Raw genomic sequence first — 22,833 nt, 5'->3', positions numbered from 1 at the left:
CGATAACTCCCCCGACGCGAACGAGGAGACGACGATGACCCACTCCCTGAGAGCCAGCGCCGACACGATTCAGCGGCGCCTCGAAGCACGCAACGCCCAGGTGGATCGCCAGCTGGAGCAGGTGCTGGCCCGCCTCGGTCTGACGCCGCGGGCGCTCGACCACCTGGCCTCGCGCGCCGCCACTCTGCCTAGCCACGCCGCGCGCGCCGCCGCCGCGCGGATCGAGCGAGAACTCGGCCAGGGCGGCGTGAGCTGGGAGGAGATCAGCCGGCCCGATCTCGCGTCCCTGAACCACCAAGGTCCCGTCCGGATGATCCGGGCCTAACCACCACACCGCGAACAGACAGGAGAAGCGCCATGATGATGACCAACGCCGCCTTCGGTTTCGGCTTCCAGAACTACGCACACCAGCAGAACCCGGGCCGCGCTCAGGCCGCACGCTCCGGGGCCGAGGAGGCGCAGGACGCCGCCGCCTCGAACATCGACGCGATCCTCGCCGGGATGACCGGCATGGGCGGCGACGACATCATCTTCCAGATCCTGGCCAGCCAGGTGAGGGAGGCCGACCAGCGCGCCACGCAGCAGATCAAGTCCATGGACCTCCTGAAAGGGATGCGCCAGTCCATCGACGCCGACATCACCAAGGCGCGCCGCCTGATGCAGGTGGCGGCCGACTGCGCGAAGGCGGTCGGCGACGACGAGTACGTGGCGAAGTACGAACTGGCCAGCAAGCTGTACGATCCGAGTGCGCCGCTGAAGCACTGGACCGATTACAGCGGCGGCGAGCAGAAGCACCTCGAAGAGCTCGTGCGTCGCTTCGAGAAGGAGTACGGCAACGTCCTGTTCGAGAGCGAGTACAAGGCGGACCCGAAGACCGGAAGCATCTCCGTCGTGCCCGACCACACGAAGCCGGTCTCCCCCAAGGAGGACGGAAACCTCTTCAGCAAGGACGCCTTCGAGAAGGTCATCAACCGGCTCACGCAGCTGGCCCAGAAGATCGACACGGACCGCGAGATCGAGAACATCCGGCTCAATCAGTTCGTCAACCGAAAGAGCCAGACCGTCGAGCTGCTGAGCAACTTGATCAAGAAGCAGAACGATACCTCGGGCGCCATCATCCAGAACTTCCGCTAGTCCGCCACGGCAGAGCCCGGGCAGGACCGACACCTCGGAGAGGACGCGATGCCCAGAAGCCCGAAGATCTCAGAGCTCGCGCGGGACGTGGCGCAGGACGTGCTCGAAGGAAAGCTGTCGCTGCAGCACGTGGTGGGGCTATCCGACGGAGAGATGGCAGCGCTCGAGCAGCTCGGCGGTCAGCTCCGTCGCAATGGGAGTCCCCACGACGCTCTGGAAATCTTCGGGCTTCTCGCGTCCCTCGCCCCCTACACGGCACGCTATTGGCTGGCCATCGCCGAGCTGAAGCAAGCCCTCGGCGATCCGGCCACGGCGGTCGCGTGCTACGAGCTCGTGGCGCTCCTCGACCGCCGACGTCCCGGGCACCTCGCCTCGGAGGCCACCTGCCTGCGCGCGATGGGCCGGGCAGACCTGGCCTCGGAGCTCCTCGAGCGCGTCACCCCTTCCTAACCACCAGGAGACCGTCATGCAGATCACCAGCACCGCCTCGACCGCCCACGTGCTCGGCTCGCTTCTTCACGGGGCCGCCGCCTCGAGCGCAGGACCGAACGGGCGTGCCGCCACCGTCCCGCCGGCGGCCGCGTCGGACCGGGCTGAGGAGCTCCACCTGCAGGCCCAGCGCGTCGCTGGCCTCGCCGCGTCCGCCGCCGGAGCCTCGAGAATCCCCCTTCTCGACGGGGCCGTTGCGAAGCTCGCCGCCGCTGCCGAGGCCTTCGGCGGAGCAGGTACCTTCACCGACGCGGTCTCCAACCTGCTCCGTCACCGCTGCCACCAGGGACAGCAGCAAGCGAGCACGAACGAGTCGAAGGTTCGCGCGAACCTCATCTCGGCGAAGCACCAGCAAGAGCTGCGGCTCGACCAGCTCCAGAAGAAGGTCGAGGCCGAGCGGAGCTCGAACACCTGGGGCGTCCTCGGCAAGATCTTCGGCGCCATCGCCGCGGCGCTGTCGGCCGTCGCCTCGGTGTTCACCGGAGGCACGCTCGGCATCCTGGCGGGCGCCCTGATCGCCGCCTCCATGGTCGTGTCCCACACGGTGCCGGGTCAGCTCGGCTTCTGGCTCGGCTTCGGCCTGGCCCTGGCGGGGAGCGTGGTCGGCAGCGGGAAGGCCCTGCTGGATGCGACGGCCGGGACCTTCGCCAAGCTGGGCAAGACGGCCTTGGCCGAAGGAACGCGAAGGTTCGCCGAGAAGGCCGTGCGCCCGCTCCTCGGCGAGGTCGGCAAGACGCTCGGCAAGCTCGCCTCCGTCGGGTCGCTCCAGCTCCAGCTCTCCTCGGCCTCGGCCACGGCCTTCGGTCGGTTCGAAGACGCCCGCGCCCTGCGCGCCGAGGCCAAGGCCACCGAGGCCGAGGCCCTCGCGGACAAGGCCTCCAGCGCCGTGCAGGACGCCCGGGAGGTGATGCGTGAGAGTCTGGACGGTGTGAAGCGCGCCATGCAGCTCGCGCTCGACTCCTTGAAGGCGCTCAACGCAACCACGCAGGCCAGCGTCCGATAAGCAGACACACGCACCGCCACCGAGGAGAAACCGATGCGCATCTCGAACACGAACCTGACCGAATCCCTGGCTGGAACCGAGGCGGACATGGGGACCGCCGCCCTCATTGCGAGCGTAGACCACCAGCAGCAGGTGCTCGGCACGGCGCGAACGACCCGTCAGGCGGCGCAGGAATCCCGCATCGGACAGCGCCTGGCGGCGGCCGAGAAACTGCGCGAGATGGCCGAGGCGACCGCCGCCTCGGGATGGCTCCAGCTCGGCGTGGGGCTCACGGCCGTCGGCGCCGGTCTGGGTGCAAGCGTCTGCAAGCCGGGCGTCGTGCAGCATCTCCTGACCGCGGGGCGAGGAGTGTCCGAGTCCCTGGGCAAAGGGGACTGGTTCCCCGGACAGAAGGCGCACCTCGAGCACGAACGCGCCCTCATCGAGGTCGAGGGGGAGCGAGCCCAGGAGCGGGTCGGGCGGGCCCAGGAGCAGATGGACGAAGCCAAACGGTTGATCGCCAGCACGACGCAGCAGCTGGAGAAGTACCTGGACGCGAAGCACGCGGCGTCGATGGCGGCCATCCGGGGCTAGCTCCCGGAGGTAGCCCGCCAGGGCGCGGTCTGTGCTACTCCGTAGCCCCGTGCCGCTCTTCGTCCGCTATCTGCTCCGACGAGCTCTCGCCCCCCTCGGCCTCTGCCTCGTGCTGATCCCCGCATTGGTCTTCGCTCTGCAGGCTGCCCGCCTCGGGCACCACCTGACGGGGGCGGGACTCGACGCGACCTCGGTCGGCGCCCTGCTGCTGCTCAGCCTTCCCACACTCGTCGCCTTCGCCCTGCCGCTCGGCCTCGCGACAGCGCAGATCTATTCCCTCGGCAGCCTGGCGGAGTCGGGAGAGCTCCTGTCTCTGCGGAGCGCCGGGGCAGGTCCGCTCACCCTCGCGCGCCCGGGACTGCTCCTCACGGTAGGAACGACGGCCGCGTCCGTGCTGCTGGTCATCATCGTCGAGCGGCCCGCGCTGCGGTCGCTCGAGACGCGCGTCCTCTCGGCTGCCGGACGCGCGCTGCTGCTCGGCGCGGCGCCACGATCCTTCAACACGCTCCTCGACGGGCACACGATCTATTTCGACGCGCGCCTGCCCTCCGCGCCGAACGAGCTTCGCGTCTCGCACCTCTTCCTCGCTGCGCCGAGAGAACACCGTCTCCTCGCCGCGGAGAGCGCCAGGCTGTCGCTCGCCGCCGGGCGCTCGCTCGCCGTTTCGCTCGAGCTCGCGAACGGCGAGCTCCTCGCGGGGCAGCTCCACAGCGCTCCGGAGCGACTGCGCTTCGCACGACTCACCCTGCGCGTGCCACTCGAGCGCTCGTTGCGCCCGCACTTCGGCTTCCTGGCCGGCCTGGCGCGCGACCCCTTGAGGCCCTGGAGTGCTGCAGCCTCCTGCCTGGCGCTTGGGCTCTGCGCCACGGTGATCGGCCTGAGAGCACCGACCCGACTGCGCGGGGCTGCCCTCTGCGCTCCCACGGGGTTCGCGCTGCACGGCGTGCTTCTCGGCGTGGTCGCGCTGTGGCCGCACCCCGCAGCTCTGGCGGTCGTGTGCCTCGGCGCGGCAGTCGCCGCAGGGCTCGTGCTCTTACGGGGAGGGGCGGGCCCGAGATAGGCCCAGGGGAAGACGCGAGGGGGTCGAAGCGGGCGCTACTTGATCTTGGCCAGGACGGCGCTGAAGCCGATGCCCAGCGACAGCTCCGGGGTCCCGTCGCCGTCCACGTCCACGTCGCCGGCGAGGAAGGTCTTGATCAGATCGTTCTTCGCCACCTCGTCCTTGGTGATCGTGCCGTCCTTGTTGGCGTCGAAGAGGTTCAGGATCTGGTTCTTCGTCGTGGCCGACGTCTTCGGGTCCTTCGCCGTCTTGTCGAGGAGGGTCGCCACGGTCGGAATGACGTTGTTGTCGAGGTCGGCCTTGGTCACGCCACCGGCGAGCACGCCCTCGGTGATCTTCGAGCCGTCGAACTTGCCCATGAACTGCGCCTTCTGAAGCGAAACGGTGAGCGTCCCGGCATCCGTGATGGGGAGCGAGATGTTCAGCTTCGCGGGGCCGAACTTGATGGCGCCCGAGGTGATCGAGCCGCCGAAGAGGGCGTCCTTCGGAGCGGTCGGGTCGATCTCGAACTCGCCGCTTCCGGCGAAGCAGGTCTTCGCGGCCTCGTCGGCACACTTGCTCTCCTCGCCGGCCGCAGTGCTCGTGCAGCACGCCGTTTGCTTGCCGAGCCAGGCCTGGGCCGCCGCGCTCGGGGCGTTCGCGAAGTCCTTGGCCTGTAGCCGCAGGAGGATGAGCGCCTTGCCCTGGTTCACGTTGTGATCGATCGACGCTTGGAGGGTGAGGTCCTTGGCCACTGCCGACAGGGCGCTGAGGATCGACCCGAGGGCGTTATCCTTCGTGCCGTCGTTGTTGAAGTCCACCGCGAACTTCTGCGCCTCGGTCGGGCTCGAGGGCAGCAGGATCCGGTTCAGCACCAGATCCTTGCAGTCGTTGTTGCACTTGATCTCCGTCGGCGGGGGGGTGGAGCTGTCGGTCTTGGTGGTGCTCCCGTCGGTCTTGGTCGTGCCACCGTCAGCCGTCGTGGTGCCGCCGTTGCTGCTGCACCCGGAAAGAACGAGCCCCGCCGCGAGCGGCAGATACAGCAGTCCTGATACCTTCGACATGTTACGATTTCTCCTTTGAAGGAATAGCGCCTATCCAAGCGATAAGGCCGGTCGTTTTTAGCCGATGGTGAAACGGAAGCGCAAGGTGCATTGTTCCGTGGGGGTCAGACCAATCGTCGTGCTCTGGGCCGTGACGCTCTGCGTCCAGGCCCGCGCCGAGACGCCGGCGGGAGCGGTCCGGTACACGGTCCGCTTTCCGGACCCCGCACGCCAGCAGGTGCACGTCGAGGTGGAGCTCTCGACGACGCTACCGCTGTCGGTGGTGATGCCCGCCTGGACCCCTGGGGCCTATCGCCGGCGGGACTGGCTGCGCAACGTGACCCCGACGGGCGGGCGGACGGCGTCCGGGGACCGCCTGCGCTGGGTGCGACAAGGCGCCGCAGGCTGGCGCATCGAGCGCGACCCGCCGAAAGCCGCGGGCGCTTCGCCCGGCCCCGAGCGGGTCTCGGTACGCTACCGCGTCTACGCCGGCGAGCTCGGAGACGACACCAGCCACCTGGACGACCGGCACGCCGCGCTCTCCGGACCCTCGGTCTTCGTGCTGCTCCCCGAGGCCCGGCAGCGTCCGCATCTCCTCCGCCTCCAGCCCCCGAAGGGGTGGCGCGCCGCGGTCCCCCTGCCGCGCGAGGGCTCCGCTCCTCTGACCTACCGCGCGCGCAGCTACGACGAGCTCGCGGACGCTCCGATCGAGGTCGGCACCTTCGTCGAGGCCACCATCCGCCACGGCCAGGCGCGAATCTCCGTGGTGCTGCACGACGCCGAGCACCGGACCGTCCCCAAGAGACTCCTCGACCACATCCGGCGCATCGTCGCGACGCAAGCACGCTGGATGGGGGGCCTCCCGTACGAGCGTTACCTCCTCCTCATCCACACCACCGACTCCGAGCGCGAGAGGTACGCCGCGCTGGAACACGAGCGCGGCGCCTCGATCGTGATCCCCCGCGTGGCCCTGACGAACGCCGAGTGGTACGCCGACCTCCTCTACATCGTCGCGCACGAACACTTCCACCTCTGGAACGGGAAGCGCATTCGCCCGAGCGAGCACCGCGTCTACGACTACGCGGAGCCGAAGCCCTCCGGGCTGCTCTGGTTCACCGAGGGAGTGACCGACTACTTCGCCTTTCGCACGCTGCGTGCCGCGCACCTGCTGAGCGAGCCCGGCTACCTCGCGGCGCTGACGCGAGAGATCAATCGCATCACGGAGACGCCGGCCCGCCTGAGGCAGAGCCTGACCGACGCGGCCCGCGACGCCTTCTGGCCCCCTCGGGATCCTGCCGAGCCGGCGCTCTCGATCTACGCGAAGGGGCACCTCGTGGCGCTGCTCCTCGACCTCGAGCTGCGCGCGCGAAGCGGCGGTCGTACGACGCTGCTCGGCCTGCTCAAGCAGCTCGACAGGCGCGCGGCGGCCTCGGGGGTGGTGGGCCTCGGACGCTCCGACCTGGACGCCCTCCTCCGGTCCGTCGGCGGAGCAGAGCTCGTGGCCTTGCTCGCCAGCTGGGTCGACCGCCCCGGCGAGCTCGGCAATCACGCCACGCTGACCCGCGCCGGGCTCACCTTGCGGAAGAAGCCGTCGGCCGTCAGACCCCACATCGGGCTCGTCGCCCGCCGCGTACGCGACGAACTCGAGGTCACGGCGGTCGTCCCCGGAAGCCCCGCCATGCGGGCCGGGGTCGTGCGTCGAGACCGGATCCTCACCATCGACGGCGCCCCTCCCGGTCCCGGTTGGGTACGCGACCTGTGGAGCCCCGGACCGCACCGCGTGGTCGTCTCGCGCCGTGGCGAACGCCGCGAGGTGCTGCTCGAGGCGCGCTCGCTGCGTGGGACCGAATGGCTGCTCTCGTGCGCACCACCTCCGAGCCCGGCCGCGCGGCTCGTGCAGGAGACGTGGCTGGCCGGAAACGACTAGGAGGGCTCCCCGACGGGCTATCGCGGGAAGCGCCGCTGGGGGAGCTGATCACGATACCGTTCGAGCTCCGCGAGCGCCTCCGACGAGGCGGGGTTGCACTGCACCGCGCGCTCGAATTGCCTCTGGGCCAGAATCATCTTGCCCATGCGGGCGTAGACGCGCCCGAGAAGGAGGTAGCCCTGCTCATCGCGCGGCGCCAGCTCGACGGCCCGCCGGAGCTGCTGGACCGCGTCCCGCGCGTTCTCCGGGTCATCGGGAGCTTCGTGAAAGATGGCCCAGCCGAGCAGCGCCCGCAGGTCCCCGGCGTCGGGACAGAGCTGCACCGCTCCCGCGAGCGCCTGGCGCGCCTCGCCGTAGCGCTGGCCCTCGATCGCTCCGCGCGCCTGAGATGCCAGGCGCTCGGCGTGCAGGCTTCTTCCGCCGGCCTCCGACAGCACGCTCACCTCGCCCGTGCGGAGCCGCGCCTTGTACTCCTGACGTTGCCCGTGGGTCGCCACCGTCTGGTAGGCCTGGTGAGCCAGCCGGAAGATCTCGAGCGCCAGCTCGCGCGTCTCGGCCGAGACGTTGCGGAACCGATCGGGATGGTACTTCCGCGCGAGGCGCGAGTAGGCCTCCTCCACGTCCTCGTCGCTCGACCCCACCGCCACGCCGAGGACCCCGAACGGATCGCGGCGACGGAAGGAGATGAGCTCTGCCGCGAGCTGGCCACGCAGCGCCTGCTCGGGCGGAACGGCCGCCTCCGCCGCCTCCTCCTCGTCGGCTTGCGGCGCGCCGAGCGCGGCCACGACGCCGGTGGTGATGAGGACGTACGCCGCGCAGAGCGCCCGAGCCTCCGTCAGCGGCGTCGCGGCCAGGAGCTCGCGCAAGGTGCGGCGTCCGTCCATCTCGGCCGCGAACACCTGGTCCACCTCGTCGAGAGGGAACTCCTGAAAGCGCAGCTTGGGGTCCCGCGCGGGGGCCAGGTACCGGTCGAGCAAGGGCTCGAGCGCCTGCTTGAGGCGCGGGGGATCCCAGCGCCGACGCACGCCTTCAGCGATCAGCGTGGCGTTGTTCCACTCGAGGGCGATCACCTCGGATGGAAGCTTCACGTCGCGCTTGAAGAGGTATTCCCCGCGCGTCCACGAGAAGATGTCGAGGAGCTTGGCCTGGAGCTGCAGCTCGAGCCCCACGACGAGATTCTGCGGCGAGATGACCCCCATCTCGATCAGCACTGTCCCCTGCTGGCGGCGCGTCTCCTTCATCCGGCGCAGCGACTCGGCGCAGTCCCCTTCGGAGATCATCTTCTCGCGCACCAGGACCTTGCCCAGGCACTCGGCGAGCACGTTCGACTTCACGTAGCTCGGGTGGCCTTCCTTGAAATAGACGATCTTCTTGACGTTGTCGCGCAGCAGGAAGAGCGCCCCGACCGCGCGCTTCGCGTAGAGCTGGTGCAGAAGCTCGGGGAAGGGCGTGGTCTGCAGGTTTCCACGCAGGAGCACCGGCTCCGTGCGCACCGCCCGCACGGCCTTCTCCACGTGGTGCTTCTCGTCGCGACTGGCCTGGTCCGCGAGCGGCTCGGGCGCCTCCACCGACGCCGAGGCGAGCTCCGCCACGAGGAGCTCCGCGACCTGCATCGGATCGACGGGCTTCGAGAGCAGGTCGAGCAACCCCATCTGCTGCAGCGCAGCGGCCTTTTGCGACGGCGACCAGCGGGCGTCCGTCACCACCACGAGCGGCAGGTGCGCCCCCCGGGGATGGCGACGCACCGCCTTCGCCAGCTCGAACCCGCCGATCAGCGGGAGCTCGGAGTCGATGATGAGCGCGCCGACGAGGTCCCCGTCGAGCGCGTCGAGCGCCTCGCGGCCCGTCTGGGCCGACGTGGCGGGCATCCCGCGCGACTGGAGCGCGGCCACGAGCTGGTCGCGCAGGCCCACGTGGTGGACCACGACGAGGACTCGCGTGTCGACACCGCGGCTCACAAGCGGATATGCCCTCAGAATTCCAGGTGTAACGAGGTATCGAAGCCGGCGCGAGTATAGAAATCGTGCCCGGGCGCCGCAAGAGATTTTGCGGGCCGCACGGGGCCGCGTCCCACGTTGACAGCTCGCCGCAGCGCGTGGTAGCAGTGACCGGCCAGTCAGTCGAGCTATCCCGGAGGAACTCAGATGGACGCGAAGACCCTCTTCAATCAGAAGATCCCCGCCTTCCTGCAGGCCTCGCCCGACAAGGCGAAGGCCATCGACGCGATCTACGTCTTCAAGATCACCGGCGACGGCGGTGGCACGTGGACGGTGGATCTCAAGGCCACTCCCCCGAGCTGCAAGGAAGGCGACGCGGGGAACTCCGAGTGCTCCATCGAAGTCACCGACGCCGACTTCAACTCGATGCTGGCCGACCCGAACCTCGGCATGCAGCTCTACTTCCAGGGCAAGCTGAAGGTCAGCGGCAATCCGATGCTGGCGACCAAGCTGCAGCAGCTCTTCGCGATGGGCGTCTAGCCCACCGCACACCGCTCACCGATGCCGCCTCCCCTCGCGGGCGTCCGGGTCCTCGACCTGTCGCGCCTACTCCCCGGTCCCTTCTGCACGTTGATTCTCGCGGAGCTCGGCGCCGAGGTCGTGAAGGTCGAGGATCTGGGCGGCGGCGACTACCTGCGGCTCGTTCCGCCCTTCAAGGGCGGCCTCGGCGGCGCGTTCTACGCCCTCAACCGGGGCAAGCGCTCCATCGCGGTGGACCTCAAGCAGGCGAGTGGGCGCGAGCTTCTGCTGCGCCTGCTCCCCAGCTTCGACGTGGTCGTCGAGAGCTTCCGGCCCGGGGTGCTCGCTCGCCTGGGCCTCGACTACGCGACCCTCGCCGCGGCTCATCCGAAGCTCGTGCTCTGCTCCATCAGCGGCTACGGCCAGGACGGCCCTATGGCCGACCGCGCGGGACACGACATCAACTACCTCGCGACAGCCGGAGTGCTGGCCGCGAGCGGACCGGTCGGCGGCGCTCCCATGGTGCCGGGAGTGCAGCTCGCCGACGTGGCCGGCGGGGCGCTCTGGGCCACGATCCGTATCCTGGCCGCCCTCAAGAGCGGCGTCGGCGCGCACCTCGACGTCTCGATGACCGAAGGGGTCATGTCCTTCCTCCTTCCCTGGCTCGGGGACCTCGCCTTCGGTGGCACCCCGCTCCGTCGCGGGGAAGGAACGCTGAACGGCGGTGCGGCCTGCTACGGAGCCTACCGCGGCGCCGACGGCGGCTATCTGGCCGTCGGGGCGCTCGAGCCGAAGTTCTGGACCGCGTTGCGAACGGCGCTCGGACAGCCCTCCGACATGAGCGACCCGATAGCGCCACCCGCGCGCCAGACCGAGTTGAAGGGCGAGCTGGCCGCGCGCCTCGCGGAAAGATCACGGGACGAGTGGGCCCGCGAGCTCGCCTCGGCCGACGCCTGCGTCGAGCCGGTCCTCGAGATGGAAGAGCTCACGCGGCATCCCCACCACCAACATCGGCAGATGTTCTTCACGCTCGACGATGCGACGCGCGGCCCGCTCGAGATGCTGCGCCTGCCGCTCGGCGCGCCCGTCGCCACGACCCCCGCGCCGACTCACGGGCAACACACCGACGAGGTGCTGCGCGAGGCGGGCCTCTCGGACGCCGAGATCGCCTCCCTCCGGCAGCGCGGCGTGCTCCGCTAGATCGCGGCGCCCGGGCAGCGGTACGCGGTCTGCGCCCGGTGGCGCGCCTCGGTCAAACCGTCTTGTGGGTGCTGCTCGACCGGCGTGGGCGGCCCCCCGCCCCCTCCTTCGCCTCGTCCGGTTCGGGCTCCAGCGGCAGCGTCACGCTGAAGCGCGCCCCCTCCCCTGGCTTCGACCACGCGGAGATGCTGCCCCCGTGCTCGAGGACGGTCCGCTTCACGATGGCCAGCCCGAGACCGGACCCGTGGTCCTTGGTCGTGAAGTACGGGTCGAAGATCCGCTCGAGGATCTCCTGCTTCATCCCCGGTCCGTCGTCCGCCACGGTGATGGTCACGCGCCCCACCTGGCGGTTCGTCGAGGCCGAGATGGTCACCAGCACCCGGTCGCTCCGTCCCGCCCCCTCCGCCGCCTGCACCGCGTTCTCCACCAGATTAAAGATCACGTGCTTGATGAGCAGGCGGTCGACCCGAACGCGGCAGCTCGGGTCGAGCGGCGTCCAGCGCAAGGTGGCCCGCTGTTCGAGCTCCGGGTGGCTCTTGAAGAAGTCGTCCAGCAGGGCGTTCACGTCCACCGCCTCGGGCTGCACGCTCGGCAGCTTGGCGAAGGACGAGAAGGCCTGTACGAGCCGCCGCAGGCCATCCACCTCCTCGGTGACGATCTCCTGCGCGTCATCGAGCAAGCGGCGGAACTTCGGGTCATCCCCTTCGTACTTCTGATGGATCTGCTGGACGGCGAGCTGGATCGGCGTGAGCGGGTTCTTGATCTCGTGGGCCAATCGCCGCGCCACCTCCTGCCAGGCCCCGATCTTCTCCAGGTAGGTGATCCGTTCGCGGTTCTCGCGCAGCTGCCGCACCATCTCGTTGAACGCTTCCGCCAGCTCGCCGAGCTCGTCGCGCGTGCCGAGCTGCACCTCGGTCGTCAGGTCTCCACTGGCCACGCGTTGCGTCGCCGAGGCGAGCACGCTCACGCGCCGCGCCATCCGTCGCGCGATGTAGAGGCCCAGCCCGGTCGCCACGAGCAGCACCGCCCCGAACATGATCAAGAACGACACCCGATAGAAGGACGCGAGGTCGCTGCGCAGGCTCGTGATCTCGCGCGCGGTGCGCTCCGCGCGACCGAGGGCCTCGAAGTCGGCGAACGCCCAGGCGGGCGCCTGGAAGCTCAGCTCGAGCCGCGCCCCCTCGCCGAGAGGGCGAACCAGCCGCAGCTCGCGCACGGCGGCGCTCTTCGAGGGCAGCGCCCGACGCGCCGTGACCAGAGGCGTTCCCTCGGCTCCGATCACCGCGAGCCTTCCGAGCCCCTGCTCGCGCTCGACCAGCACCGCGGCACGGCGCTCCAGCGCCGCGCGGTCCCTCCGCTCGAGGGCCGCCCGTAGCGCGCCGTCCTCGGCCAGGAGCTGCGCCTGCAGCCGGAAGCTCCGTTTGAGCGCCTCGAAGAGCGCGCGATAGGCTTCGGCAGAGCGCGTCAGCGGCGGAACCAGTCGCCGCGTCTGTCCCTCGGCGACGCTGTCGGAGACGCGGATCACCTGACCGACCAGCACGATCGACGCCACGAGGGGGATCACCGCGATCAGCAGCAGCGCCAACGCGATCTTGATCTCGAAGCGGCTCATCGCGGCCGCCAGTGGAGCTGCGAGCGGAACTTGAAGGTCCGCTCCGCGCGGCGGATCTTGTTGTTCACGAAGATGCTGACGAACGAGCCGAAGAAGCTCTCCCCCCCCACCTGGCGCGGCTGTCGCGAGGGATTTCGCAACCACCGCCGCACCTCGGCCAGCACCTCGGGGCTCATGGGGTTCACCTCGACCACCCCGGCCACGAAGTAGCCCTCCCCACGCCGCAGCCTCGCGAGCGCCCCCACCGGAAAGCGCCAGAAGCTCGTCAGCCGGTCGACGACCTGGCGCTGGTCTCGTAGCCGCACGTAGTAGTTCCCCCGAGCGTCCTCGACGCGCAGCAGATAGACCTCGTCCCAGAGGTCGTAGACCGCGCGCAGGGTCTGGCCCGATACGGCGACCGCCGCGCCTCCGTCCCGCGCATAGAGGTAGACGCGCATCACCACCGTGGTGGCGAAGCCGCTGCGCAGCTGCTTCCTCAGGGCGTGGTCGAAGAGCTCGCGAAAGCCCGCGCTCACCACGAGCTGACCGCGCTCCTCGCGGAAGTCCGCCGCCTTGAGCACCACCGACTCGGCGCGCGGGGCGGAGGTCGGCGCAACGAGCACCGCCAACGCGACGCCCAGGCACAGCGCCGTCCGCGCAAAGGCGGCGTCAGAACGGGATCCGACCGAGCGCATTGCCTATGCTGAAGCGAAAGATGCCGAAGTGCGTGTCGAGCCGTAATCCGGCGTCGAGGGTGAGGTCGACGGGGATCTGCTCGGCGAGGGGGCGGTCGCGCACCTTGAGCTCGGCGCGGGACGCGAGGAAGATCACTCCTGCGTTCAGAAAGAAGTCCCCGGCGTAGAACCAGCGTCCGCCCCGGAACCAGGGAACGATGTACTCGACCGAGAGGCGCGCCGCGAGCTCCTCGTACCGCTTTTCGTCGATGGAGGTGCGGAAGATGTTGCGCGAGGGCAGCGTCGAGAAGTTGAGGCCGAGGGCGCGGCTCGGCAGGAGGTCGTTCAGGTCGGCGATAAAGAACTTGTCGAAGAAGGGCGCCTCGCCGAATAGGGCGCCGCCGAAGACCTGCAGCGCGAAGACGTGGCCCCAGCGCAGCGGGAAGAAATGGCGGTAGCTGGCGCTGAGCTTGAAGTAGTCGTAGCTCGACCCGAGGACGCGGCTCGAGACCTCTCCCGTGAGGGTGAGCAGAGACCCGCGTTCGGGCACGACGGGGTCGGAGCGCGTGTCGCGCTCGAGCAGCACCCGCACGTTCGAGAGGTGGCTCGCGCCGTTGGCGATGTCGAAGTCGATGGGCACGGTCCATCCGTCGGCAGCGTGGCGGACCGCGCCGAGCGGCACCTCGGAGCGGACGAATTCTCCTCGGTAGTCGAAGTGGAGCCGCGTGTACCGCGCGAGGTCGAAGCCGGCGCCGAGCGTTCCACCCGCTCGGCGGTACCGGATCGAGAGGAAGTCCTTCGGATCCGAGCTGCTCGACGGTCCCGACTGGCGGAAGAACTCGTTGCCGTTCACGTAGAGGAAGCTCGCCGTGAGCGCGAGCGGCCCGCCGGCCAGCCGCGGAACGGTCGTTCGCAGCCAGTAGGCCTGCTGGAGCTCGCCCCCCTTCACCACCGGATTGGCCCCGAGGACGAAGGCCCCCTCGAGCCCGATGCCGCGGCCGAGGAAGTTCTTCTCGGCGAGGCCGAAGCCGCCCCACGCGGCGGTCGCCTCGCTCGTGCCGAGGAAGAGGTCGGTGAGCACGATCGTGCCTCGCTCCACTACCTCGACGACCAGCACCACCCTCCCTCGCGCGCCCCCCTTGCGCAGCCGCAGGCGCACGTCCGAGAAGTGGCCGAGCGAGAGCAGGCGGAAGCGCGAGACGTCGAAGCGCGGGTCGTCCACGGAGAGGTGCTCCCCCGGGCTGACGCGCAGCGCGCGCCGGATCACGTGGTCCCGCGTCTTGTGGTTGCCGTGGATCTCGACGCCCTCGATGAGGTACCGCGGCGCCTGAGGATCGGCCGGGGAGGTCCTGGCCTGGACCGCGTGGCCCGCGAGGAGCAGCGCCGCCGCGAGCAGCATCCCACGGGCCGAGGAACACGCTACGGCGGGCCGACGAAGCACGGGCGGAGCCTCTCCCACCGACGGCGGGTCGTCAAGCCGCCGCGAAGGCGCGCCCGCCGCGCGCGCCTTGCCTGCGCTCTTCTTGCGTGCTAACCCTCGCCAGCGCGCTTTGGCTCGTGCGGCTCGGTACATGCCCCATTTGCAGCAGATCGCCGTCGCGGTGGTGCTGGGCTCTCTGAGCGGCTGCACCGACCTGCGCGCGTTCGAAGGCGAGTGGCGGGGGGCGGTGGTGGCGGAGGAAGCCGTGCGTCAGGGTTTCGCGCAGGGGACGACAGTCGCTCCGCTCGCGCTCTCGAGCGTCGACCTGCACGCGCTCTCGGCCACGCTCACCACCTCGGACGGCAAGTTCCACGATACGCGGCTCGCACGGGTAACGAAGGCCGCGAGCGACGTCCTTGCGACCCTCTCCTTCGACGGCCAGCCGATCCGCAGCTACCTCGCTTTCGCCCCGCTGGCGAACGACCCGACGGGGCCGTGGACCCTGGCACTGATCAGTCTCTTCGCCGACGAGCGGGTCGAGCTCCGCCTGATCCGGGGCAACGACCTCTTCGGGGTCTTCCGCCTCCGCCGGGAGTGAGCCGAGCCATGGACGCCGACCGCGACCTCCCCACCGTCGTGTACGTGGAGGACAACCCCGACAACCTCCGGCTCGTGCAGCGCGTCCTCGAGTCCACCGGCCGCTACCGCGTGCTCGGCGCCGCGGACGGAGTGGCGGGGCTGGCCCTGATCCGGCACCACCGGCCGGCCATCGTGCTGCTCGATCTGGACCTGCCGATCCTCGGCGGCCTCGAGCTGGCGAAGCAGATCCGGACCGACCCCGAGCTCGCCGGCACCCCCGTGGTAGTGGTGAGCGCGAACGTCATGCACGGCGAACGCGAGCGCTGTCTGGACGCCGGGTGCATGGATTTTGTGGAGAAGCCGATCGACATCGTCGCCTTTCGCGGCGTGGTGGCCCGGTGCATCCGGCGCGGAAATCCTCCCACCTGATCGGCTGCCCAGGAGCTCCCGCGGCGGACGCTTATTGCGGCGAGGGGAGGCGCGCGTCGGCGGGCCGGACGTAGAGCGGCCCAGCTGCAGCCAGGTCGTCGAAGTCGCCGGCGAGAGCGCGCGACAGCGCGGCCCGCGCCAGGTACGCCGCGTCGATCGCGTGCAGCGCCTCGGGCCCCACGCTCGCCCGCGGGAGCGAGCCCAGTAGCAGGTCGCGGTAGCGGAGCGCCCCGTCTCCCACCAGCACGAGCCGCTCCCCCACCCCGAGATAGGTGGAGAGGCCGCGCGGCGTGCTCAAGATCTCGGGGCCCACCGGCTGGCCCCCCCGGTAGAGCCCGCAGTAGAGCTCCTGCCGTCGCGCGTCGAGGATCACCGCGACGAGCGGCTCCGGCCCGAGCAGGTCGCCCGCGGCTCCGCCGAAGGCCTGCAGGGTGGGGACGCAGAGCAGCGGCTTCCCGGTGGCCAGGCAGATCCCCTTCACCGTGGCGAGGCCGATGCGCAGCCCGGTGAAGGACCCCGGGCCTCGCCCGCAGACGAAGGCGTCGACGTCGGCCAGGCGGAGGCCCGAGCTCCGCAGGGCCTCGTCGAGCTGTTCGAGGAGCCCCTGGGCGTGGGTCTGCACGGCCCGGGCGGTCCGGGCCAGCACCCGCTCCCCCTCCAGGATGGCCACCGACGCGGTGGAGGTCGCGGTATCGAGGGCGGCGAATCGCATGGGCCCGGGGGGTTAGAACCAGTACCGGACGATGTCGTTCTTGCAGGCGAAGACCATCAGCGAGACGAGCAGGAAGAGGCCCACGTACGAGGCGATCTCCCGGGCGCGCAGGCTGAGCGGCCGCCGCTTCACCGCCTCGAGCGTGAAGAACATGATGTGCCCACCGTCGAGGATCGGGATCGGCAAGAGGTTGAGCATGCCGAGGTTGATGCTGATGAGCGCCATCATCGACAGGAAGTGGTCCCACCCCTTCTTCGCCGCGACCCCCGCCGTCTGGTAGAGCATCAGCGGTCCGCCGATGGTGTCCCTCGGGATCGCGCCGCGAAAGATCTGGACGAAGGCCACGCCGATGACCCCCACGATCTCGCCCGTCCGTCGCACGGCCTCCGACACGGCGTAGACGAACCGCCCCTCGATGGGGATGGGGTCCGCGATCCGTCGGAGGAGGCGGTTGTGCGCGCCGAAGACGAAGCGTTCCTGCTCCTGCCGGTACTCGTCCCGGTAGGTCACCTTGGAGATCTTGAAGGTGGCGCTCTTCTCCTGGCCTCCGTACGGCACCCAGGTGATGCCGTGGCTCACCGAGAGCTTCGTCAGCAGCTCTTGCCGGATGAGCTCCCAGTGCGTGACCGGCTTGCCGTTGAAACGGACCACGCGGTCCCCCGGCTTCATCCCGATCCTGGCCGCCGGGCTCCCCGGCTCCACCTCGCGGATGAAGAACTCCGCCGAGAGGATCCCCGTCTCGTAGACCAGCTTTCGTCCGACGGTCTTCGGCTCCGGGTCGATGACCGTGGAGGCGGGGGTGAGCACCCGTACGTCGGCGAACCCGCTCACGGCCCGCCCCGGACGAAGGTACGAGACGCGCAGCGACTCTCCCTTGTTCTTCGCCAGCAGGCGCTCGAGCTCGGCCCACCGCTCGACGGGCACCCCGTTGACCGACGTGATGATGTCCCCGGTGCGCAGGCCCACGCGCCCCGCCGGTGACTTCGGGTCCGAGATGCCGAGCTGCGCCAGCTCGAAGTAGTTGCCGATGCCGATCCGCCCCTCGCGCTTCTCCATGCCGAGGCGCGTCGGCTGAACGTGCTCCTGGCTGGTGATGTAGCGGTCGAAACGCTGCCCCTCGCGCTCGATGGTGAAGCGCATCGACCGGCCGGGCTCGTCGGCGATGGTGCGCTGCATCTCCTCCCAGTAGCGGACGCGCTGGCCGTCGATCGCGACCACGCGGTCGCCGGGGAGGAGGCCCGCCTCGGCCGCGGGGAGGCCGGCGAAGACCTTGCCGATCACCGACGGCGGCAGGCCGGTCATGGTGGCGTAGAAGACGAGGTAGATCAGGGTCGGGAAGATCAGGTTGAAGGCCGGCCCCGCGAAGACGACGATGTAGCGCTGCCAGAGGGGCTTCTGATGGAAGGCACGCCCCTGGTCCTCCTTCCGGATCTCGTCGTTCGGGTCCTCGCCGAGCATCTTGACGAAGCCGCCGAGAGGGAGCCACGCGACGCAGTAGTCCGTCTCGCCCTTGCGGAAGCCGACCATGCGCGGCCCGAAGCCGAGCGAGAACTTGAGCACCTTGACGTTGAAGAGCTTGGCGAAGAGGAAGTGCCCGAGCTCGTGGACGAAGATCAAGACACCGATGAGCAGGATGAAATAGAGGACGGTCATTGGCGTTGAGTGTAGCGAACTGCCCCCGCCGGGGCTACGGCCCGCTCACCCCCATGCGATGCTGGAGGTAGCCGAGAGCCGCCTTGGCGATGAGGCCCACGACCTCGGCCGCGACGGTGAAGCGCACCGCACCCTGCCGGTTCTGGACCTCGAAGGTGCTGACGAAGGGCGCCTCTTGCCCGGCCGCCGGCAGGAGGGGCTTGAAGGTGCTGAGGAGCCTGGGCTCGAGGAGCTCGCCCGCCTCGAGCGCGCGGTGCACCTGTCGCGCGAGCGTCCCGACGGGGACGAAGGCGAGCCCCACACCGCCGCGCAGCGTCTGGTGCGCCCCTAGCTTCGCGTGGAGCGCCCCCTCGGCGCGCCCCTCGAGCCGGATCAGCGCCGCCTTCAGGTGGCGGTCGCAGTGCTTGCCGCCCGCCACCAGGAGGACGGGATCGCCACCTCGATCCTTGGCCACGACGAGAGCGAGCTTCGGGCGCGCCCCGAGCAGCGCCCGGGCAGCCTTCGCGTAGCGGGCGAGCGCCGCCTTCCCGTCGTCGAGGCTGACGTTGAACGCCCCGGCGAGCTTCTCGGTCACGCGCGGCCAGCCGAAGGCGAACTCCACCACGTCCGCCGAGAGGCCGCCGACCCGGAGAGCCCGCGGCCGGATGCGCGCCTCGAGCCTGAGCCCGCGCGCGTCGTACTGTCGCGCCGCCGCTCGCGCGATGGCCCCGAAGTCCTTGGCCAGCGCGCGGAGCGCGTCGAGCGTCGCCTCGCGCGCCTTCGCCCCCTTGGCGCGATACGCGCCCACGAACCCGGGGCTGCCATCGTCGTCGACGAAGAAGGCCGTGGCCTGCTCCCCCGACAGCTGGTCGAGCACCGCCGCGGTGATGGAGCGCCACCGGTCGGGCATCGCCGCATCGAGCTTCACGGGGAGCTGCGCGGCCAGGAGCTTGAGCGCCTCCACGGCCTCTTCGAGCTCCGTCACCTGGAGCTCGCGGGTCTTGCGCGTCAGGACGGCCACCGCGGCGTCGCCGGGGAGGACAGCCGCCCCCCAGAGCGGCCCGGCGTTCAGCTTGCCCAGGTAGGCGTGGAGCGCGCCGCCGTCGAGCGCCTCCATCAGTAGCTCGCCGCGAATTCCCTGCGGCTCCATCCAGAGCGCGAGCTTCGCCTCGCGCATGCTCTCGGACCAGGCGATGGCCCGCGCCACCTTGGCGAGCGACCGCCTCTGCCCGGCCGCCGGTCCGCCGGGGCCAATAAGCTGCTGCAGGGAGCGCAGGGTGACGCCGTGACGCGCCCACGCGGTGACGACGTCTAGCCGCACCTGCACCGTCGGAGCGCCGCGCGCGCGAAGCAGCGGCACGAGCACCCCCTCCGCCCCGTGGAGCGCCCGCTCGTGCGCCGCGAGCAGCGCGTAGCCCTCGCGGAAACGCACGAGGAGCTCCCGGCCGCCACCGCCGAAGCGATGGTCGCCCCAGGGCTGCGCGCGGTGGACGAAATTCTCGCGGCGGAAGAGGCCCAGCAGCTGGTCGGGGTCCCGCACGGGAACCGCCACTATGACGGGCCCGAGGCCGCCGCTCGGATAGACCTTCGGATCGAGGAGCGCCGCGGCCCAGGGGCGATCGGTCGCCACCGCGTCCACGAGCCCGGGCAAGCGGCGCAGCGACTGGAACAGCTGGGCCTTCAGCCGGGCCGGGTCCACGAGCGCCTGCAGCGGCGCCGGAAGCTGGGGCTGGATGTAGCCCACGCTGCGCCGCAGCAGCTCGTCGAGGCTGTCGGCGCGAACCGTGAGCAGCACGTCCTTGCGCAGGTCGACGCGCGGCGCGGCGGGGGGAGCGGAGCGGGCAGCGCGAATTGGCCGGGCCGCGGGACCCTGCGGCGCCGCGACGGGCAGCGTGGGACTGCACCCGGCAAGGATCGCGAACCACGCCAGAGCAGCGGCAGGTCTCAGCCGTTTCGTCGTCTCGCTTCGCACCGTCGGGCCTCCGCTCGAGCCAGCCGTGGCCGGCAACGGCCGTTGGTAGCACGGAGGACCCCGGAACCTCCAGCCCAGCCGCTCCGTCGTGCTATATTGCAGGTGGGCCATGTCGACGCCCGTTCTTGAACTCGCCGAAGTCGAAGCAGCCGTGGACGAGCTCCAGCGGAAGCTGGACCGCTTGCGCGTGCTCTACGAGCAGTACTTCATGGGGATCGAGAAGCGGGAGCCCAGCACCCTGCTCAAGGACGTGGTGCGCATCCTCCACCTCCTCGATCAGCAGAACATCCGCAACACCGGCCTGCGCTTTCGGCACCGCACGCTGCTGCAGAAGTTCAACTCGTTCCGCACCTACTGGAACCGCACGGTGCGGGCCATCGAAGCGGGGACCTATCACCGGGACATCGCGCGCCTGAAGCGCAAGCTCTCCGGGCAGGGAGTGAGCATGCCCTCCGTCGGCAAGCTCCGCACCGCCGCGGACGTCGAGCGCGCCATGACCGAGGCCGCGCAGCGCCCGGAGATCGACGAGGACGCCGTCACGCCGGTCCTGCCCTCCCCGCCGCCGGCGCACGAGGGCGCGAGCACCCCTCCGTCCGCCATGCGGGCCGGCTCCGGGACAGAGCGCTCGCGCCGCGCACCCGAGGAGGACGACGAGCAATACGATCTGGACAACCTGTTCTCTGAATCCGACGCGCCCCGCCCGCCAACGCGGCCCGCGGCACCGGCTCCCCCCCGCGCGACTGCGGCTACTCCGACGGCGCCTCCCCCGACCTCGCCCCCTCTGGCGACGCCCCCCACCCAGGCTCCGGCCGAGGCCCCGCGTCGCATGGTGGTGGCCCGCGTGGCCTCGATCCCGAACTTCGGCCCCCCGACCGCGCCGCCAGGTCCTGCCACGGCGCGACCGCAGCCTGCCGCCGCGGCCCCCGCGCCCGCAGCCCAGTCCAAGGGGGGCGGTGCGGAGCTGAGCGACGCCAGCCTTCAGTCCGTGTATCGCCGCTTCGTCAAGGCCAAGCAGATGTGCGGCGAGGACACGAGCTCGATCCACCTCGACACCCTCTCGCGCACGATCGAGCGCCAGCTCCCGAAGCTCCGCGAGCTCCACCCCGGCAAGGAGATCGAGTTCCAGGTCGTCATCCGGCAGGGCCGAGCGATCCTCAAGGCCAAGCCCAAGGACGAGTGAGGGCCACGACGCCTCGGGAATCCTAACTAGGAACGCCTAAGTTGCCGATCAAACAAGGTCGCCCAGCTCCGCCTCGCTGCGCGGACTGTCCAGGCGATCCTGCCGCCAGAGCTGCTCTTCCACCGCCGCGAGGAGAGGCCGCGTGGTCTCGGCCCGCAGCGCGCAGACGGGTATCGCCGAGCTGCAGCGTCGCCGCTCGGCCAGCACCTCGGGGTCGAGGCGATCCATCTTGTTGAAGACGACCACCGTCGGCGTATCGGAGACACCGAGGTCGCTCAGGATCTTCTCCACGGCCTCGATGTGCTGGCGATACTCGTCGTCCGAGATGTCCACCACGTGCAGGAGCAGGTCCGCCTCGCTCAGCTCCTCGAGCGTCGCGCGAAACGCATTCACGAGCTCCGCCGGCAGCTCGTGAATGAACCCCACCGTGTCCGTGAGCAGCAGCTCTCGCTCCTCGGGAAAACGCAGCCTCCGGCTCGTCGGATCCAGCGTCGCGAAGAGCTTGTCCTCGGCGAGGGTCTCCGCCTGCGTGAGGGTGTTCAGGAGAGTGGACTTCCCGGCGTTCGTATAGCCCACGATGCTCACGATCGGCAGGTCGCGCTGCTGGCGAAGCGCCCGCCGTCCCCCCCGCTGGCGCGAGAGCTCCTCGATCTGTCGCTCGAGCCGCGTGATGCGCTCGCGCACGCGGCGCCGGTTGATCTCGAGCTTGGTCTCTCCCGGCCCCCGCCCCCCGATCCCTCCGGTGAGGCGACTCATCATGGTGTTCTTCTCCACGAGCCGCGGCTGCAGGTACTTGAGCTGCGCCAGCTCCACCTGGACCTTGCCGTCTCGGCTGCGCGCCCGCTGGGCGAAGATGTCGAGGATGAGCATGGTGCGATCGATGACCTTCAGCTCGGTCGCCTCACTCACCGCGCGCGCCTGCGCCGGACTCAGGTTGGGGTCGAGCACCAGGAGCTCCGCGCCGAGCTGGTTGGCGCGCTGCACGATCTCCTCGAGCTTGCCCCGCCCCACCACGTAGCGCGGGTCCGGGCGGTCTCGCTGCTGCACCACCACGTCGAGGACGGTGACCCCCGCCGTGCGGCAGAGCTCCTTGAGCTCGGCCACGCAGACCTCGGGGGCGCGATGCTTCGCCCCGCGGCTCGCGACGTGCACCAGGATCGCCCGGTCCTTCCCCCGGTCTGCGGCCCGCACGCGCGCGGCCCGCGCGAACTCCTCCTCGAGGGAGGGGACGAGCTCCGCGAGGTCGAGCGTCTGCGCGTGGACGGGCTCGGCCGGCAACACCCGCCAGAGCTTCCCCTGCGGGTTCTCCGGGAGCAGGTGCGCGCTGTGCACGAGCGCCGGCCGGCCATCTCGGTACATGGTGATCGCCGAGACCAGATCGAAGCGCAGCAGCGCCAGGTCCGTCAGGTCGTCGTTCGAGAGCCCCTCCCCGCGCAGGTGCGTGTGCACGAGTCGCAGGCCTCGCAGGCGCCCCAGGCCCGCTCGCAGGCGTCCGATGTCGGGCATCCAGAGCTTGTTGGCGTCCCCCACGATCACGTGGTCCGGGTGCCCCTTGCGATCGAAGAGCACCCCGAGCTGCCGCCCGGTCTCGACCGACAGCGCGCAGAGCGCCGACGCCAGCTCCGGCGAGACGACCTGCGCCGGGTCCAGACGACGGCGGTAGAGGCGCTCGGCGGCACGCAGCGCGCTCGCCTTGAGCCCCGTGACGTTCCCGTGCACTTCGGCGGCCACGGTCGATCAGCCCGCAGCGCGAGGGCGCATCGAGAGTCGACTCGCGCCG

At 70.3% G+C, this 22,833-nt stretch carries 21 protein-coding genes; 12 read left to right on the top strand and 9 right to left on the bottom strand.

Features of this window, described 5'->3' with window-relative positions:
* Window positions 1–34: 34 nt before the first annotated feature.
* From IT371_15185 to IT371_15160, 6 genes are read left to right on the top strand one after another with little or no spacing between them, the layout of a single operon-like run.
* Entirely contained in the window at window positions 35–325 is a 291-nt protein-coding gene (locus IT371_15185; GenBank protein ID MCC6749002.1) for a hypothetical protein, read from the top strand.
* A gap of 32 nt (window positions 326–357) precedes the next feature.
* Window positions 358–1,134 (top strand): hypothetical protein, encoded by a 777-nt coding sequence (locus tag IT371_15180; GenBank protein MCC6749001.1) that lies wholly within the window; start codon window positions 358–360, stop codon window positions 1,132–1,134.
* A 48-nt stretch (window positions 1,135–1,182) separates the two neighbouring features.
* Window positions 1,183–1,584: a hypothetical protein gene (locus IT371_15175; GenBank protein MCC6749000.1), complete on the top strand. Its 402-nt coding sequence runs from the start codon at window positions 1,183–1,185 to the stop codon at window positions 1,582–1,584.
* A gap of 16 nt (window positions 1,585–1,600) precedes the next feature.
* Entirely contained in the window at window positions 1,601–2,626 is a 1,026-nt protein-coding gene (locus tag IT371_15170) for a hypothetical protein (GenBank protein ID MCC6748999.1), read from the top strand.
* Between the two features lie 33 nt (window positions 2,627–2,659).
* A complete protein-coding gene (locus IT371_15165; GenBank protein ID MCC6748998.1) occupies window positions 2,660–3,199 on the top strand; it encodes a hypothetical protein in 540 nt (179 codons plus the stop codon).
* Window positions 3,200–3,230: 31 nt separating this feature from the next.
* A complete protein-coding gene (locus tag IT371_15160) occupies window positions 3,231–4,259 on the top strand; it encodes an LptF/LptG family permease (GenBank protein ID MCC6748997.1) in 1,029 nt (342 codons plus the stop codon).
* Between the two features lie 35 nt (window positions 4,260–4,294).
* On the opposite strand, the gene IT371_15155 is transcribed toward IT371_15160, so the two are convergent.
* Window positions 4,295–5,302 (bottom strand): hypothetical protein, encoded by a 1,008-nt coding sequence (locus IT371_15155; GenBank protein ID MCC6748996.1) that lies wholly within the window; start codon window positions 5,300–5,302, stop codon window positions 4,295–4,297.
* Window positions 5,303–5,399: 97 nt separating this feature from the next.
* Between IT371_15155 and IT371_15150 the strand changes: the two genes are divergently transcribed.
* Window positions 5,400–7,208 carry a M61 family metallopeptidase gene (locus IT371_15150; protein MCC6748995.1) on the top strand — a complete coding sequence of 603 codons (1,809 nt, stop codon included), beginning with the start codon at window positions 5,400–5,402 and terminating at the stop codon, window positions 7,206–7,208.
* Window positions 7,209–7,225: 17 nt separating this feature from the next.
* Here the strand turns inward: IT371_15150 and IT371_15145 are convergent, their stop codons facing one another.
* A complete protein-coding gene (locus IT371_15145; protein MCC6748994.1) occupies window positions 7,226–9,166 on the bottom strand; it encodes a response regulator in 1,941 nt (646 codons plus the stop codon).
* Window positions 9,167–9,352: 186 nt separating this feature from the next.
* Here IT371_15145 and IT371_15140 point away from each other — a divergent pair, with 186 nt between their 5' ends.
* Window positions 9,353–9,685: an SCP2 sterol-binding domain-containing protein gene (locus tag IT371_15140; protein ID MCC6748993.1), complete on the top strand. Its 333-nt coding sequence runs from the start codon at window positions 9,353–9,355 to the stop codon at window positions 9,683–9,685.
* Window positions 9,686–9,706: 21 nt separating this feature from the next.
* On the top strand, window positions 9,707–10,864 hold the full coding sequence (locus IT371_15135; GenBank protein ID MCC6748992.1) for a CoA transferase: 1,158 nt from the start codon (window positions 9,707–9,709) through the stop codon (window positions 10,862–10,864).
* Window positions 10,865–10,916: 52 nt separating this feature from the next.
* Here IT371_15135 and IT371_15130 read toward each other — a convergent pair whose 3' ends face one another.
* The 3 genes from IT371_15130 to IT371_15120 are packed head-to-tail and all read right to left on the bottom strand — an operon-like array spanning window position 10,917 to window position 14,570.
* Entirely contained in the window at window positions 10,917–12,476 is a 1,560-nt protein-coding gene (locus IT371_15130; GenBank protein MCC6748991.1) for a HAMP domain-containing protein, read from the bottom strand.
* Entirely contained in the window at window positions 12,473–13,078 is a 606-nt protein-coding gene (locus IT371_15125) for a hypothetical protein (GenBank protein ID MCC6748990.1), read from the bottom strand. Before IT371_15125 ends, IT371_15130 begins: the two co-directional genes overlap by 4 nt.
* A gap of 46 nt (window positions 13,079–13,124) precedes the next feature.
* Window positions 13,125–14,570, bottom strand: coding sequence for a BamA/TamA family outer membrane protein (locus IT371_15120; protein ID MCC6748989.1), 1,446 nt, complete (start codon window positions 14,568–14,570; stop codon window positions 13,125–13,127).
* 130 nt (window positions 14,571–14,700) lie between these two features.
* Here IT371_15120 and IT371_15115 point away from each other — a divergent pair, with 130 nt between their 5' ends.
* Both IT371_15115 and IT371_15110 read left to right on the top strand, forming a co-directional pair.
* On the top strand, window positions 14,701–15,147 hold the full coding sequence (locus tag IT371_15115) for a hypothetical protein (GenBank protein MCC6748988.1): 447 nt from the start codon (window positions 14,701–14,703) through the stop codon (window positions 15,145–15,147).
* Window positions 15,148–15,155: 8 nt separating this feature from the next.
* Window positions 15,156–15,557 (top strand): response regulator, encoded by a 402-nt coding sequence (locus IT371_15110; protein ID MCC6748987.1) that lies wholly within the window; start codon window positions 15,156–15,158, stop codon window positions 15,555–15,557.
* A gap of 31 nt (window positions 15,558–15,588) precedes the next feature.
* Here IT371_15110 and tsaB read toward each other — a convergent pair whose 3' ends face one another.
* From tsaB to IT371_15095, 3 genes are read right to left on the bottom strand one after another with little or no spacing between them, the layout of a single operon-like run.
* Window positions 15,589–16,269, bottom strand: coding sequence for a tRNA (adenosine(37)-N6)-threonylcarbamoyltransferase complex dimerization subunit type 1 TsaB (gene tsaB, locus IT371_15105; protein ID MCC6748986.1), 681 nt, complete (start codon window positions 16,267–16,269; stop codon window positions 15,589–15,591).
* A gap of 12 nt (window positions 16,270–16,281) precedes the next feature.
* Window positions 16,282–17,922, bottom strand: coding sequence for an RIP metalloprotease RseP (gene rseP, locus IT371_15100; protein ID MCC6748985.1), 1,641 nt, complete (start codon window positions 17,920–17,922; stop codon window positions 16,282–16,284).
* Window positions 17,923–17,956: 34 nt separating this feature from the next.
* Window positions 17,957–19,873: a hypothetical protein gene (locus IT371_15095; GenBank protein MCC6748984.1), complete on the bottom strand. Its 1,917-nt coding sequence runs from the start codon at window positions 19,871–19,873 to the stop codon at window positions 17,957–17,959.
* A 109-nt stretch (window positions 19,874–19,982) separates the two neighbouring features.
* Here IT371_15095 and IT371_15090 point away from each other — a divergent pair, with 109 nt between their 5' ends.
* Window positions 19,983–21,053: a hypothetical protein gene (locus IT371_15090; protein ID MCC6748983.1), complete on the top strand. Its 1,071-nt coding sequence runs from the start codon at window positions 19,983–19,985 to the stop codon at window positions 21,051–21,053.
* Between the two features lie 48 nt (window positions 21,054–21,101).
* Here IT371_15090 and hflX read toward each other — a convergent pair whose 3' ends face one another.
* Window positions 21,102–22,784 carry a GTPase HflX gene (gene hflX, locus IT371_15085; GenBank protein MCC6748982.1) on the bottom strand — a complete coding sequence of 561 codons (1,683 nt, stop codon included), beginning with the start codon at window positions 22,782–22,784 and terminating at the stop codon, window positions 21,102–21,104.
* Window positions 22,785–22,833 lie beyond the last annotated feature (49 nt).

Source organism: Deltaproteobacteria bacterium (assembly GCA_020848905.1).
Classification (GTDB): domain Bacteria; phylum Myxococcota_A; class Polyangia.
Note: the sequence above shows the minus strand (reverse complement) of the source record. Positions and strands in the feature narration are given on the sequence as shown.

Coding starts and splice junctions, on each gene's coding strand:
- IT371_15185 (MCC6749002.1), top strand. CDS start 35: ATGACCCACTCCCTGAGAGCCAGCGCCGACACGATTCAGCGGCGCCTC.
- IT371_15180 (MCC6749001.1), top strand. CDS start 358: ATGATGATGACCAACGCCGCCTTCGGTTTCGGCTTCCAGAACTACGCA.
- IT371_15175 (MCC6749000.1), top strand. CDS start 1,183: ATGCCCAGAAGCCCGAAGATCTCAGAGCTCGCGCGGGACGTGGCGCAG.
- IT371_15170 (MCC6748999.1), top strand. CDS start 1,601: ATGCAGATCACCAGCACCGCCTCGACCGCCCACGTGCTCGGCTCGCTT.
- IT371_15165 (MCC6748998.1), top strand. CDS start 2,660: ATGCGCATCTCGAACACGAACCTGACCGAATCCCTGGCTGGAACCGAG.
- IT371_15155 (MCC6748996.1), bottom strand. CDS start 5,302: ATGTCGAAGGTATCAGGACTGCTGTATCTGCCGCTCGCGGCGGGGCTC.
- IT371_15140 (MCC6748993.1), top strand. CDS start 9,353: ATGGACGCGAAGACCCTCTTCAATCAGAAGATCCCCGCCTTCCTGCAG.
- IT371_15135 (MCC6748992.1), top strand. CDS start 9,707: ATGCCGCCTCCCCTCGCGGGCGTCCGGGTCCTCGACCTGTCGCGCCTA.
- IT371_15130 (MCC6748991.1), bottom strand. CDS start 12,476: ATGAGCCGCTTCGAGATCAAGATCGCGTTGGCGCTGCTGCTGATCGCG.
- IT371_15115 (MCC6748988.1), top strand. CDS start 14,701: ATGCCCCATTTGCAGCAGATCGCCGTCGCGGTGGTGCTGGGCTCTCTG.
- IT371_15110 (MCC6748987.1), top strand. CDS start 15,156: ATGGACGCCGACCGCGACCTCCCCACCGTCGTGTACGTGGAGGACAAC.
- tsaB (MCC6748986.1), bottom strand. CDS start 16,269: ATGCGATTCGCCGCCCTCGATACCGCGACCTCCACCGCGTCGGTGGCC.
- rseP (MCC6748985.1), bottom strand. CDS start 17,922: ATGACCGTCCTCTATTTCATCCTGCTCATCGGTGTCTTGATCTTCGTC.
- IT371_15090 (MCC6748983.1), top strand. CDS start 19,983: ATGTCGACGCCCGTTCTTGAACTCGCCGAAGTCGAAGCAGCCGTGGAC.